The organism is Mycobacterium sp. IDUB_9, assembly GCF_055419505.1.
The window spans coordinates 598488-612069 of the sequence record NZ_JBVAXU010000003.1; the positions used below are offsets into that span (position 1 = coordinate 598488).

At 67.4% G+C, this 13582-nt stretch carries 14 protein-coding genes; 2 read left to right on the forward strand and 12 right to left on the reverse strand.

Annotated features, from left to right (window positions below; all coding sequences use genetic code 11):
• Positions 1-104: 104 nt before the first annotated feature.
• The 4 genes from ACZY08_RS17295 to map all read right to left on the reverse strand — a co-directional run bounded on the left by ACZY08_RS17295 (position 105) and on the right by map (position 3882).
• Positions 105-668: an alpha/beta fold hydrolase gene (locus tag ACZY08_RS17295; protein ID WP_463745454.1), complete on the reverse strand. Its 564-nt coding sequence runs from the start codon at positions 666-668 to the stop codon at positions 105-107.
• 63 nt (positions 669-731) lie between these two features.
• Positions 732-1406 carry a hypothetical protein gene (locus ACZY08_RS17300; RefSeq protein ID WP_463745453.1) on the reverse strand — a complete coding sequence of 225 codons (675 nt, stop codon included), beginning with the start codon at positions 1404-1406 and terminating at the stop codon, positions 732-734.
• A gap of 9 nt (positions 1407-1415) precedes the next feature.
• Positions 1416-2921, reverse strand: coding sequence for a cobyric acid synthase (locus ACZY08_RS17305; protein ID WP_463745452.1), 1506 nt, complete (start codon positions 2919-2921; stop codon positions 1416-1418).
• Positions 2922-3024: 103 nt separating this feature from the next.
• A complete protein-coding gene (gene map / locus ACZY08_RS17310) occupies positions 3025-3882 on the reverse strand; it encodes a type I methionyl aminopeptidase (RefSeq protein ID WP_463745451.1) in 858 nt (285 codons plus the stop codon).
• A 134-nt stretch (positions 3883-4016) separates the two neighbouring features.
• On the opposite strand from map, the gene ACZY08_RS17315 reads away from it, so the two are divergent.
• Positions 4017-4397 (forward strand): PaaI family thioesterase, encoded by a 381-nt coding sequence (locus tag ACZY08_RS17315; RefSeq protein WP_463745450.1) that lies wholly within the window; start codon positions 4017-4019, stop codon positions 4395-4397.
• 2 nt (positions 4398-4399) lie between these two features.
• Here the strand turns inward: ACZY08_RS17315 and ACZY08_RS17320 are convergent, their stop codons facing one another.
• The 3 genes from ACZY08_RS17320 to ACZY08_RS17330 all read right to left on the reverse strand — a co-directional run bounded on the left by ACZY08_RS17320 (position 4400) and on the right by ACZY08_RS17330 (position 7534).
• Entirely contained in the window at positions 4400-4987 is a 588-nt protein-coding gene (locus ACZY08_RS17320; RefSeq protein ID WP_463745449.1) for a DUF1707 SHOCT-like domain-containing protein, read from the reverse strand.
• A 23-nt stretch (positions 4988-5010) separates the two neighbouring features.
• Complete coding sequence (locus ACZY08_RS17325) at positions 5011-6834, reverse strand: penicillin-binding transpeptidase domain-containing protein (RefSeq protein ID WP_463745448.1); 1824 nt, start codon at positions 6832-6834, stop codon at positions 5011-5013.
• Positions 6835-6925: 91 nt separating this feature from the next.
• Positions 6926-7534, reverse strand: a complete 609-nt coding sequence (locus ACZY08_RS17330) for a TetR/AcrR family transcriptional regulator (RefSeq protein ID WP_463745447.1) — start codon at positions 7532-7534, stop codon at positions 6926-6928.
• A 74-nt stretch (positions 7535-7608) separates the two neighbouring features.
• Here ACZY08_RS17330 and ACZY08_RS17335 point away from each other — a divergent pair, with 74 nt between their 5' ends.
• Positions 7609-8166: a peroxiredoxin-like family protein gene (locus tag ACZY08_RS17335; RefSeq protein WP_463745446.1), complete on the forward strand. Its 558-nt coding sequence runs from the start codon at positions 7609-7611 to the stop codon at positions 8164-8166.
• A gap of 18 nt (positions 8167-8184) precedes the next feature.
• On the opposite strand, the gene ACZY08_RS17340 is transcribed toward ACZY08_RS17335, so the two are convergent.
• From ACZY08_RS17340 to sigI, 5 genes are read right to left on the reverse strand one after another with little or no spacing between them, the layout of a single operon-like run.
• The gene (locus tag ACZY08_RS17340) at positions 8185-9039 is read right to left on the reverse strand and encodes a GNAT family N-acetyltransferase (protein WP_463745445.1); all 855 of its coding nucleotides are present in this window, start codon (positions 9037-9039) and stop codon (positions 8185-8187) included.
• A 55-nt stretch (positions 9040-9094) separates the two neighbouring features.
• Positions 9095-10237: a flavodoxin-dependent (E)-4-hydroxy-3-methylbut-2-enyl-diphosphate synthase gene (ispG, locus tag ACZY08_RS17345; protein WP_463745964.1), complete on the reverse strand. Its 1143-nt coding sequence runs from the start codon at positions 10235-10237 to the stop codon at positions 9095-9097.
• A 29-nt stretch (positions 10238-10266) separates the two neighbouring features.
• On the reverse strand, positions 10267-11487 hold the full coding sequence (locus tag ACZY08_RS17350; RefSeq protein WP_463745444.1) for a M50 family metallopeptidase: 1221 nt from the start codon (positions 11485-11487) through the stop codon (positions 10267-10269).
• Positions 11484-12677 (reverse strand): 1-deoxy-D-xylulose-5-phosphate reductoisomerase, encoded by a 1194-nt coding sequence (gene dxr, locus ACZY08_RS17355; RefSeq protein ID WP_463745443.1) that lies wholly within the window; start codon positions 12675-12677, stop codon positions 11484-11486. Before dxr ends, ACZY08_RS17350 begins: the two co-directional genes overlap by 4 nt.
• 33 nt (positions 12678-12710) lie before the next feature.
• Entirely contained in the window at positions 12711-13556 is an 846-nt protein-coding gene (gene sigI, locus ACZY08_RS17360) for an RNA polymerase sigma factor SigI (protein WP_463745442.1), read from the reverse strand.
• Positions 13557-13582: the final 26 nt, after the last annotated feature.

A 13582-nucleotide genomic window follows, 5' to 3' on the forward strand; every position in this document is an offset into this window, starting at 1 on the left:
AGAAGGCAGGCCGCCGACCCTAGAACACCGTGGCGGCTGACTGAGCGCTTGCGCGAAGGCAGGCCGCCGACCCTAGAACACCGTGGCGGCTGACTGAGCGCCCGTCACCAGCTACTGGTGCGGAGCACGATCTCGGCAGCCAGCTGCGCGGTCGAATCGCCGGCGTTGCGGCGGCCCGCAATCTCAACCAGCCGGAAGTCGCCGTACACATAGCGCTGGCTGGCCTTGGCCACCGCGCGAGCCGCGGGAGTGCTGACCAGCACGGTGGTGTTCATCTCCACCGGCGGGCATTCGTCGTCGCGGATGACGCCGGTGGCGTCGGCGACACGAGGGTGACCGCGATCCACCACCACCAGGCCGATGAACTTGTCCAACCGCGTCGCGGCCAATTCCCAGGCGAGTTCTCCCCCGAGTCGGTCGCCGACCAGGAGCGCCCATTTGATGTCCAAGGAATCGAGGATGCCCACCACCGACTTGGCGGTCAGGCGAGGGTCGGGGCCGATGATCACAGTGCGCAGTGACGCGGTGTGCAGGCGCCGGCAGATCGGCTCGTAGGCAGCGGGGCCGTGATGGCCGGCGCTCAGCACCACCACGGTGGAACCCTTCTCGGGTCCCGAGACGTCGACGGGTGTGGTGTATCCGTCGATCGTCGCGACGGTCGTAAGCATTCGGACAAACTACCGTCCAGTAGCGGCGAGCGGGCCGGAATCACCATTGTCTTGACGCCTGCGTCAGCGGGTGGCCAGACGGTCGGCCTGGTGGCTGAAAACGTCCAGAAACGTCTGGGGCAATACACCTTTGGCGACAATCGACGGATCCGGGGTAGGGAACGCAATGCCCAAAACCGCCCAGTTGCCGACATTTTCGAAAGCGAAGAAGATGCTCTGCTCACTCGCTCCCAGCCGCATGGTCTGCTGATATGCCAGCGCCGAAGCGTGCGGTGCGGCCAGCTTGGTGGTGGTCATCGGAATGCCGCTCTCCGACGGATCGAAGTAGGTGGAGAACTCTGCGCATCGCTGCGCGGTGGCGGCCAGCCGGTCCAACGGCAGCGGTGAGGTCAGCACGGTCAGCACGATGCGCGCTCCGTCGTAGGCCGCGATGAGCTGCGCAGCACTGCCCGGGCCCCGCTCGGCGGATTCGGCGATCACCCGGGTGAGCCCGTCACTGCATCCCTCCGGGGTGGACAACATCGGTGGCGGTCCACCCGAGCCCCCCGGACCGGCGCCGTCATCGGTGACCCGATCGACCTGCACGCCGGGCGGGAAGTCGGCGCGTGTCAGCAACACCTTCTCCAGCGTGGCGCCGGGCCAGGTGGGCGATCCGTCGACCACGGGCGCACAGCCGGCCACCATCGCCAGGGCGGCCAGCCCGACTGAAGTTGCCACCCATCGGTGGCACCGAATCATCTGCCCAGGTTACCGAGGTGGACCGAGGAGCGCAGTGCTCATGGTGGGCCGTGGCGGAGCCCCGTGCCGCACCAGGTCCATCACGGCCTCGGTGTCGAGATGGGCGGCTAGCAGGTCGGCCATCAGGTCCAGCTGCGCATCGCGCCGACCCCGTACGTCGATGTCGTCAGCAACCACGAACCCGGTGCGGCCGGCACTATGGGCGATCTCGGTGAGCCAGGCGCGGCGCAAATGATCGTTGTCGAGCAGGCCGTGCCAGTGGGTGCCGTAGACCGCGCCATCGCGCAGCCCGACGCCGAGCCAGTCCTCTGCGGCTGCGCGGGTCACCTGCCCATGATGAATCTCATAGCCCCACAAGGGTTTTTCCCAGTGCCGCAGGGTCTTCTCGGGCGCGAACTCGATGTCGGCGTCGAGTAGTCCCAACCCCTCGACGGACACGGCTCCGGCTGCGCCGGCCTCGACGGCGTCGTCGATGCGACCGCACAGCATCTGGAACCCGCCACACACCCCGAGCACGGGCCGTCCCTGCGCGGCGTGCGCCAGGATGGCTTCCGCCAGGCCGCGTTGCCGCAACCAGGCCAGGTCGCTGACGGTGGCCTTGCTGCCGGGGATCACCACGAGGTCGGCCCCGGTGAGTTCGGCGGCATCGGCGACCCAGCGCACCACGACGCCCGGTTCGCAGGCCAGGGCCTCGATATCGGTGGAGTTGGAGATGCGGGGCAGCCTGATCGCGGCGACGGTGAGTGTCTGCGCCCCACGGGGTGGTTGGGGTGTGCCCACCATGCCGCCGGGCCGGACCGACAACGAATCCTCGGTGTCGAGCCAGATTCCGTCATCGAACGGGATCACGCCGTAGGTCGGGCGACCGGTCAGCTCGCGCAGCTGATGCAGGCCAGGTTCGAGTAGGGCCGGGTCACCGCGGAACTTGTTGACGACGAATCCCGCGATGAGCGCTTGGTCCTCGGGTTCCAGGACGGCCACCGTGCCGTGCAGGTGGGCCAGCAGACCGCCGCGGTCGATGTCGCCCACCACGATGACCGGCAGGTCCGCCGCGCGGGCGAGCCCCATGTTGGCCAAGTCGGTGGCGCGCAGGTTGATCTCGGCCGGTGAGCCGGCCCCTTCACAGATCACCACGTCGAATTCGGATCTCAGTGAGGCCAATTCGTCAGCGACGACCGCGCCGAGCCGGTCCCGGTGGGTGAAGTAGTCGCCTGCGGCCACGGTTCCGGCCACCTGGCCGCGGATCACCAGCTGCGACGTACGGTCCCCGCCGGGCTTGAGCAGGATGGGGTTGAACCGGGTACTGGGTGCCAGCCCCGCAGCCCTGGCCTGCATAGCCTGAGCGCGGCCGATCTCGCCGCCGTCGACGGTGACCGCCGAGTTGTTCGACATGTTCTGTGCTTTGAACGGCGCCACCGACAGACCTTTGCGGGCCAACAGCCGGCACAGCCCCGCCACGACCATCGACTTGCCGGCATCGGAGGTGGTGCCGGCGACCAGGAGCGCGCCGCTCATCTTCCCTGCGCGAGCAGACACAAAACTGCCCTATTTCCGCCCGAATGGGGCGGTTTTATTGGGGGCCCCTCCCGCTTGCGGGGGACTGCTCGCGGAGAGAGTGTCACGGCAGGGTGAGGATCTCGGCACCGTCCTCGGTGACCACCAGAGTGTGCTCGAACTGAGCGGTCCACTTGCCGTCCTTGGTCACCACAGTCCAGTCGTCGTCCCAGATCTCGTAGTCCAACGACCCGAGGTTGATCATCGGTTCGATGGTGAAGGTCATGCCCGGTTCCAGCACGGTCTCGACGGCGGGCTGATCGTAGTGCAGCACCACCAGGCCGTTGTGGAAGGTCGTGCCGATGCCGTGGCCGGTGAAATCGCGAACAACGTTGTAGCCGAACCGGTTTGCGTAGGCCTCGATCACCCGGCCGACGATTGACAGGGCACGCCCGGGCTTGACCGCCTTGATGGCGCGCATGGTCGCCTCGTGGGTGCGCTCGACGAGCAGCCGGTGTTCCTCGGAGACGTCGCCGGCCAGGAAGGTGGCATTGGTATCGCCGTGTACGCCGTCGATATAGGCGGTCACGTCGATGTTGACGATGTCACCGTCCTCGATCACGGTCGAGTCCGGGATGCCGTGGCAGATCACCTCATTCAGCGACGTGCAGCAGGATTTGGGAAATGCCTTGTAGCCCAACGTGGATGGATAGGCGCCGTGATCGACCATGTAATCGTGGGCGATGCGGTCCAGCTCATCGGTGGTGACGCCGGGCGCCACGGCCTTGCCGGCCTCGGCCAGGGCGGCAGCCGCGATCCGTCCCGCGACGCGCATCTTCTCGATCACCTCGGGTGCCTGCACCCACGGTTCGCTGCCCTCCTGCACCGTCGACTTCCACGCGTACTCGGGCCGCGGGATCGACTTGGGAACCGGCAGGGTCGGTGACTGGACGCCGGGGCGCAGGGCGGTACGAACGGGCATGTGGACAGCTTAATCGTCGGCCCACCCGCACGGTCTCCAGTGCTGTGCGGATCGGCGGCGGTGACACCGTAGGAGAGCGGTCCTCTCGGCAACCGGTAATGGTGTTACCGTACGGGGATGATTGAGGCACGGCGATGACCGAAACCGTTCATGTGCTGCAACTACTGGACTACCGCGAGGTTGAGTCGACCGCGGACCGCCTGGTGCTGGAGATGGACAACCGGCCCGACCTCGCCAATGTCCGCGGCGCCCTGCAGGGCGGGCTGGTGGCCACCCTGATCGATATCGCCGCGGGCATGCTGGCCGGCAATGCCAGCGGTGTCGGTTATGACGTGACGACCGCCGATCTCAACATCCACTTCCTGGCCCCGATCATGGGCACGGCCCGCGCGGAGGCGAAGGTGGTGCGGGCCGGCAAACGGCTGATCGTGACGTCGGTCGATGTCACCGACGTCACCCGCGATCGGCTCGCCGCTCGGGCGACCCTGACGTTCGCGGTGCTCGAGCCGCGTTGACATCAGGTCCGGCGCAGCATCAGCTTCCAGTTCCGGCGCGGCCCACGGACATCCACCGAACCGCACACCACCTTGCCGGTGAGAATGATGTGCGGGGTGCCGTCGGCGGGTGCGTCGCGGCGGTGATCGTCGGCGCTGCCCACGATCACCTCGACATCGTCGATCGACGCGCTGGCCCCTTCGGGCAGCCGGATCTCCAGGGACCCGAATTTCATATCCAGCTCGATGACCACCATCGGCCCGGCGAACCGGGCCCGGGTCAGGTCCAGCTCGACCGAACCCATCCGGCGCACCAATGCCAGCCGGGTCGGAACCGTCCATTCACCCTGGCGTTTCAGCGAACCGAGCACACCACGCAACTCGACGCGGTCGGTGGCGGTGGTGACGATCGCTCCGGGCCCGGGCAGGTCCCCCACCAACGCATCGAGGTCCGAATGCAGCCGGGCGTGCGACACCATCGCCGAACGCTCCTCGAACTCGGCGATGTCGATCAGGCCGAGTGCGACAGCGTTGTGCAGCCGTCGCAACGTGCCGTTGCGATCGGCATCGGAGATGCGCAGCTCCACGGATTGTTCATTGATCCCGGTCATGACAGGTTCAACGGTACCGCCGTTCAGGCCAGGTAGGCCGGGGGCAGGCCATCGAACATGGTCTTGCACATCCGCACCGCGTACTCCGAACTGCCGCCGCCGACGATCAACGCCGCAAACGCCATGTCCCCGCGGTAACCGGCGAACCAGGAGTGCGAACCGCCCATGAACTCGGCCTCACCGGTCTTGCCGCGCACATCGCCGAGTCCGTTGAGGTCCTTGGCCGTCCCGTTGGTCACCACCAGCCGCATCATCGGCCGCAATCCGTCGATCATCTTCGGGCTGATCGGACTACCCGCGCGGTCGACCATGGTCTGGCGACCCTCGATGAGTTGCGGCACCGGCGTCCGGCCCGCTGCGACCGTCGCGGCCGCCAGCGCCATGCCGAACGGGCTGACCAGCACCTTGCCCTGGCCGAAACCATCCTCGGTGCGCTCGGCCAGGTCGACCGTCGGTGGCACCGAACCGGTCAGCGTGCTGATCCCGTCCACTTGATAGTCGGTGCCGATGCCGTACCGGGCGGCGGCCTGGGTGAGACCGCGCGGAGGCATCCGGCTGGCCAGTTCACCGAAGGTGGTGTTGCACGAATTGGCGAATGCCCGTGACATCGGCACCGTGCCGAGATCGAATGCGTCGTAGTTGGTGACGGTCCGGTGCCCGATGTCGAGCGTGCCAGGACACCCCAAAAGAGTGTTGGGCGTTGCCATGTCACGCTCGATGGCCGCCCCCGCGGTGATCATCTTGAACGTCGAACCGGGCGGGAACTGCCCCATGGTGGCAAGCGGTCCGACGGCGTCGGCGGCCCCGTTCTGCGCGACCGCCAGGATCTCGCCGGTGGACGGCTTGATCGCGACGATCATCGCCTGCTTGCCCGTGGTGTTGACCGCGTTCTGCGCCGCGTCCTGCACAGCGCGGTCCAGGCTGATGGTGATCGACGGTGCCGGGTCGCCCGACACCTCGTTGAGCACGTCGACGTCGACGCCGTTCTGATTGACCGTGACCACCCGCCAGCCCGGCTGCCCGTCGAGCTGGTCGGCCACCGACTTCTTGACCTCGTTGACGATCGCCGGGGCGAAAGTTTCGTCGGTGGGCAACATTTCGGGCTGCGGGGTGATGACGACGCCGGGCAGCCGGCCGATGGCGGGCGCGATCCGGTCGTTATCAGCCTGCCTCAGCGTGATCAGGCTCATCGGCTGCGCAGATGCGCTGGCCTGCTCGGCGAGCCGCTGCGGATCCCCCAGGGCGGGGTCGAATCCCCGCAGCGCGTCGGCGACCGCCCGGGACGTGGGCATCAGCGCCGCACCGGCCGCTCTGGCGTCGAGTGCATAGGAGTAGATGTAGCCGGGGACCAGCACATCGGTACCACCACGCTCGTTCACCGATGCCCGTCGTGGTGCGTCGGCCCGCAACGCGAAAGTCTGGTGCTCACCCAGCCTCGGATGCAGTCCGGTGGCGCTCCAGCGCACCTGCCACTGGCCCTCGTCGCGGATCATGTTGAGCTGTCCGTCGTAGGTCCAAGTGCGGTTCTTCGGCAGGTGCCACGTGTAGCGGTAGGCGACGCTGCCGGTGTCTCCGGCGTACTTCGAACCCAGGATCTGCGCATCGAGTCCGGTGGCCTGCAAACCGTTCCACGCTTCGCCGAGGGCAGTCTTGGCATCGTCGGGCCGGTCGGCCATCACCGCGGCGGCCGCAGTGTCACCAGTGGCCAGTGCCGCGAAGAACTGTTCGGCGGCGGGCTCGGGCCCGTCGGGCCGCGGGGTGCAGGCACTGAGCGCCGTCGCCCCGAGGACCGCGATGACCGTCAGCAGGCCCGCGGTCCGTGTGACTGATGATGTTTGAGTTGCCATTGAGGCTGATGTTAGAAACGTGCGCGCCGGTTTCGTCGGAGGCGCACCGATACCGAACCGAGACTGTGGTGAGACCGACCGGTGGCCCGCTTCATACGTCCAGTGCGCTCAACAGGATTTCGAGGCCGCGCCGGAACTCCTCGTCGGGTCGCATGCCGCAGGCCTCCGCCGCGGTTTGCGACAACAACGGATATTCGCTCGTGGGCAAACTCGCCAGTGCCTGAGTGCCTGCCCCGGTCAGGCTGCCCAGCATCTCGATCTCGAGCGCTCCGAAAATGTAGGCGAGCAGCGCCCGGAACGCATGGACCCGTCGTCTGCCGTCATATCCGGCGGCGGTGAGCACGCCGAGCACCGATTCCCCCCAGCACAACGACGCCGGCGAGCGGTGCCGGTGTGTGAGTATCAGCGGTGCCACTGCGGGATGCCGTGCGGTCGCATTGCGCACACGCTCAGCGAGTTCGGCGAGCTGGTGTCGCACCGATCCGCGAGGCAACCCGGGATCGACCCCGTCGAGCACGAGGTCCACCACCATGGCTTCGAGCGCGTCGCGATCGGCGACGTACCGGTACAGCGACATGGTGCCGATGCCCAGCCGACGAGCGACCGCACGCATCGACAACCCCGCAAGACCGTCGGCGTCGACGACCTCCAGCGCGGCGGCGGCAACCTGACCTTGGGTGAGTGAACGTGGACGAGGCATGGCATTGACAGCGTACACCGTACGCTTATAGGCTCGTAGCGTAGGCGTACATCGCACGCCAACAAGGAGGAGTCATGACCGCATCCACCTCGCCCAACACACCCAAGACCATCGATCGACAGCAATTCCTCAGTGTCACAGGCGAACACATCCCGGTACCCGATCCGCGGGGTCTGGTCCACCTGCAGTTCCGGCGCTTCGCGGGTTGCCCGATCTGCAATCTGCACCTGCAGTCCTTCGTTGCCCGGCATGCGGAGATCGACGCCGCGGGTATCCGTGAGGTGGCCTTCTTCCACTCCCCCGCCGCCGAATTGGCCGAGCACACAGCGGATCTGCCGTTCGCCACGGTCGCCGATCCAGACAGAGACGTCTATCGCCAGTTCGGCGTCGAATCCAGCCCTCGCGCCCTGCTCGACCCCCGCAGCTGGCCGGCGATCATCCGGGGCGGCGCCCTGACAGTGCGCGGCCGGTTCCGCGCCCCGGCCGCCAGGCCGGCCGGTGGACGGCTCGGGCTGCCCGCAGATTTCCTGATCGCGCCGGACGGTGTGGTGCTCGCGGCCAAACACGGCACTCATGCCGACGATCAATGGTCGGTCGATGACGTGCTGGAACTAGCCGCCGCATACCGCTGACACCAGCGCGGAACGCGCTCAGTCCAGCAAGATAGTGGCGAACGTGCCGACCTGCTCGAATCCGATGCGGGCGTATGTTGCCCTGGCCACTGTGTTGTAGCTGTTGACGTAGAGGCTCGCGACGCGGCCCGAGGCCACCACGGCGGCCGCCAGCGCCGCTGTCCCGGAGGTGCCGAGGCCGTGGCCGCGCCACTCCGGATGCACCCACACCCCCTGGATCTGGCCGACCGAGGGCGACTGCGACCCCACCTCGGCCTTGAACACCACCTCGCCGCGCTCGAATCGGGCCCACGCCCGTCCCGCGGCGATCAGGCTCGCAATGCGGCGACGGTAACCACGGCCGCCGTCCCCGAGCCGCGGGTCGACACCGACCTCGCCGATGAACATGTCGATCGCCGCCACCAGGTAGGTGTCGAGCTCCTCCATACGCACCGGGCGGACCGCCGGGTCGATCATGCAATACGGCATCGAGTTCAGCGCCATCAACGGCTGTTGCTCACGGACGTCACGGGCGGTACCCCACACCGATTCCAGCCGCCGCCACATCGGCATCACCAACTCGGCGCGGCCGACCAGGGATGAGCACCGACGAGCGCTGCTCATCGCCTTGTCCGAGAACGCCTTGAGGTCCTCGGCGTCACCGCGCAACGGGATCAGATTGGGCCCGGCGTAGCACAGCGATTCGGTGACACCGCGCCGCGTCCACAGCTCCCCGCCGATCGCGCCGTGTTCGACACCGAACTCGGCGACGCGCGCGGCAACCATGCAGGACCCCACCGGGTCCTCGTCGAACACCTGCAGGCAGGGAGTGGCGTCGCGCACCACGGAAACCCGTCGCTCATCGACGAGTCGGAACAGCGGCGGTGCCGACATTGGCGATTCCCTCTGCTCAAGCCAAGGCTGGGTGACCCCGCTCACAGGGTCGCTATCAGCTTACGGTCACCACTGGCGAACCGCTGGAAGGATCGGCTCCGGCCTCACCCATTTCGGACGCCAGGCGCATGGCCTCTTCGATCAGGGTCTCGACGATCTGCGCCTCGGGCACGGTTTTGATGACCTCACCTTTGACGAAGATCTGGCCCTTGCCGTTGCCGGAGGCAACCCCGAGATCGGCCTCGCGGGCCTCGCCCGGCCCGTTGACCACGCAGCCCATCACGGCGACCCGCAGCGGGACGTCGAGCCCGTCCAGGCCTGCACTCACCGCGTTGGCCAGCGTGTAAACGTCGACCTGCGCCCGCCCACAGGACGGGCAGGACACGATCTCCAGACCACGCGGCCGCAGGTTCAGCGACTCCAGGATCTGATTGCCGACCTTGACCTCTTCGGCCGGCGGCGCCGACAGGGACACCCGGATGGTGTCGCCGATACCCTGCGACAGCAATGCGCCGAACGCCACCGCGGACTTGATGGTGCCCTGGAACGCCGGCCCGGCTTCGGTGACACCGAGATGCAGCGGGTAGTCGCACTGGGCGGCCAGCTGGCGGTATGCCTCGACCATGATCACGGGATCGTTGTGCTTGACGCTGATCTTGATATCGCCGTAGCCGTGCTCCTCGAACAGCGACGCCTCCCACAGCGCGGATTCGACCAGCGCCTCGGGGGTGGCCTTGCCGTACTTCTGCATCAACCGTGGATCCAGCGAGCCGGCATTGACGCCGATCCGGATCGGGATGCCCGCGGCACCCGCGGCCTTGGCCACCTCTTTGACCCGGCCGTCGAACTCTTTGATGTTGCCGGGGTTGACGCGGACCGCTGCACAGCCGGCGTCGATCGCGGCGAAGATGTACTTGGGCTGGAAGTGGATGTCGGCGATCACCGGTATCTGGCTGTGGCGGGCGATCTCGGCGAGCGCATCGGCGTCTTCCTGCCGGGGGCAGGCCACCCGCACGATGTCGCAGCCGGACGCGGTGAGCTCCGCGATCTGCTGCAGCGTGGCGTTGACGTCGTGCGTCTTGGTGGTGCACATGGACTGCACCGCGATGGGGTGCTCGCTGCCGATGCCGACACCACCCACGTCGAGCTGACGGGTCTTGCGCCGCGGCGCCAGTGTCGGAGCCGGGGGCGCGGGCATTCCCAAACCGATGGACGTCACGAGTTCTCCTACTGGAAGATGCTGAGTGGGTTGACCAGGTCTGCGGTCACTGTGAGCAGCATGTAACTGACCACGACCAGCAACACCACATAGGTGGCAGGCATGAGTTTGAGGTAGTTCACCGGGCCTGCGGCGCCTTTGCCGAGGGCCGCCCGGAACATGTCGCGGATCTTCTCGTATGTGGCCACCGCCATATGGCCGCCGTCGAACGGCAGCAGCGGAACCAGGTTGACCGCGCCGAGCACGAAGTTCAACTGAGCCAGGAAGAACCAGAACGCCACCCACAGCCCGGCCTCGACCGTCTCGCCGCCGATGATGCTCGCGCCGACGACGCTGATCGGAGTTTCCTTGTCGCGCTCGCCGCCGCCGATCGCGTCGACGAGGGCGCCGATCTTGGTGGGGATCTTGGCCAGTGACTTGGCCAGCTGGACGCTCATATCGCCGGTGAACGATATGGTCGCGGGCACCGCGGTGATCGGGTTGTACTGCGTGGGCGGTTCACCCCTGGCCTCGCTGACGCCGATCGCGCCGACGGTGGTCGCCGCTTTGGCCTCCGTGCTGGTGAACCGCTGGGTCTGGGTCACATCGACGACGGTCGTCACGGTCTGACCGTCGCGCTTGAGCTCGATCGATACCGGACCGTTGAGTTTGCGGATCTCGGTGGCCATCTGCTTGAAATCCGAGACCGGGGTGTCGCCGACCTTGACGATCTCGTCGCCGGCCCGGATACCCGCCTTCGCCGCGGGGCCCGCACCCTGGCACTCACCCATCTTTTCGAGGCTCAGTTGCGGTGCGACACAACCGGTTTCACCCACGATTGCGGTGGTGGGCTGATTGATGTTGGGCAGGCCCCACATGAGGGCGACGGCGTAGAGCAGCACCAGGCCGATGATGAAGTTCATCGCCGGGCCGGCGAACAGCACCGCGACGCGTTTCCAGACTTTCTGCTTGTACATCGCATACGGCCGGTCTTCTGGTGCGATCTCGTCGACCGAGGTCATTCCCGCGATATCGCAGAATCCGCCGAGCGGAATCGCCTTGATGCCGTATTCGGTCTCACCAAGCCGGTTGGGGCGCCGGGTCGACCACAACGTCGGCCCGAAGCCCACGAAGTAGCGGCGCACCTTCATCCCGGTGGCGCGCGCCACCCACATGTGCCCGCATTCGTGCAGGGCCACCGATACCAGGATGGCCAGCGCGAACAGCGCGATGCCGACAACGAACATCATTTGGTGACGAGCCCTTTTCTCGTGGATTTCTCCTCGACCCTTTGCTCAACGGCACGCCGGGCTCGATCCCTGGCCCACCGCTGCGCGTCGAGTACTTCTTCCACGGTAGCGGGTTCGGCCGCCCACTGGTCAGCAGCGTGCAGCACGTCACCGACGGTGTCGACGATCGCGGGGAACGAGATGCGCCCCTGAAGGAAGGCTTCCGCTGACTCTTCGTTGGCCGCGTTGTACACCGCGGTCAGGCAGCCGCCGCGCGTTCCGGCCTCGCGGGCCAGATTCACCGCGGGAAACACCTGGTTGTCCAACGGGAGGAATTCCCAGGTCGAAGCGGTGGTGAAGTCGCAGGCCAGGGCTGCCCCCGCAACGCGCTCCGGCCAGCCCAGCGCCAGCGCGATCGGCAGTTTCATGTCCGGTGGGCTGGCCTGAGCCAGTGTCGAGCCGTCGGTGAAGGTGGCCATCGAGTGCACGATCGACTGCGGATGGACCACGACCTCGATGCGGTCGTAGTCGATGCCGAACAGGAGATGGGTTTCGATCAACTCCAGGCCCTTGTTGATCAGAGTCGCCGAGTTCAGTGTGTTCATGGGGCCCATCGACCAGGTCGGATGCTTGCCGGCCTGCTCCGGGGTGACCGATTCCAGGTCAGCGGCCGACCATCCCAGGAACGGCCCGCCGGACGCGGTGAGCACGATCTTGGCGACCTCGTCGGCCGTGCCGCCGCGCAGGCACTGGGCCATGGCGGAATGTTCGGAATCCACCGGGACGATCTGCCCCGGTGCGGCGGCCTTGAGCACCAGCGGACCCCCGGCGACCAGAGACTCCTTGTTGGCCAGGGCCAGGCGTGCACCGGTGGCCAAGGCAGCCAGGGTGGGCTCCAGCCCCAATGCCCCGACCAGCGCGTTGAGCACCACATCGGCCTCGGTGTTCTCGACCAGACGGGTGGCCGCGTCAGCCCCGGCATAGGTGACGTCGCCGACCTTCTCCGCGGCGGCCGCGTCGGCTACCGCGATGTTGGTGACGCCGGTCGCGGCACGCTGGGCGGCGAGCAGGTCGGGGTTGCCCCCACCGGCAGCCAGACCGACGACCTCGAACCGGTCCGGGTTGGCTGCGATGACGTCGAGTGCCTGCGTGCCGATGGATCCGGTACTTCCGAGGATCAGCACGCGCTGCCGTGCCGGGGAATCGCTCACCTGTCCATTGTGCCGCGCTGTGACCGGCGTCCCCTAATGTGTCCGGGCCGACGGGTCGGCGGTGGCCTCGATCTGGAACACCAGCCCGTCGCGGATGGTCAGCACCACGACGGCGAACAGCCGGCGTCGGTCGTACGCCAGCAGCACAGGCTCGGCCGCGCACACCACCGTCGCCCCCGGCCCGAGGTAGCGGAGCAGGTTTGTCGCGACGTCCTGGCGGCCGTGGTTGACCTGACGCAGATCCGGGTCGGTGAGCACTGTCCCGACACCCCAGACAGCCGGGTCGAGCACCGAGGCCAACGCCTCCACGTCACCGTTGGCGCACGCCGTGATGAACGCATCGGTGACGTGCCGGTGCTCGTCGGTGCTGACCTCGCCCAGTGCCGGCGCGGCGCCGGTCACCTTCGTCCGGGCCCGACGCGCCAGCTGGCGACACGTTCCGACCGGGCGTCCCACCGTGTCGGCGACGTCGTCGAACGGGATGCGGAAGATGTCGTGCAGTACGAACGCGACGCGTTCGCCGGGACTGAGCCGGGTGAGCACCGCCAGAAGCGCCGAGCCGACCTGATCGTCGAGAGTGACGCGATCCGCCGGGTCGGCGCCGACAGCCGCGGCGGTGCCCAACGCCGCCGAGCCGTCGGGGCGCTCGAATCGGGCCCGCGCGGACCGCAACACATCCAGGGACAGCCGACCGGCCACCACGGTCAGCCACGCCCGAACATCGTCGAGGTGGTCCTGGTCGGTGCGGGCCAGCCGCAGGAACGCCTCCTGTGCGATGTCCTCTGCGTCGCCGATGTCGCCCAGCATCCGGTAGGCGAGGTTGACCAGATATGGATGGTGGGCGCGCCACGCCGCCTCGAGACCGGCAGATCTGTTCATGTGTTTACGACGGATCCGGAGCCCGG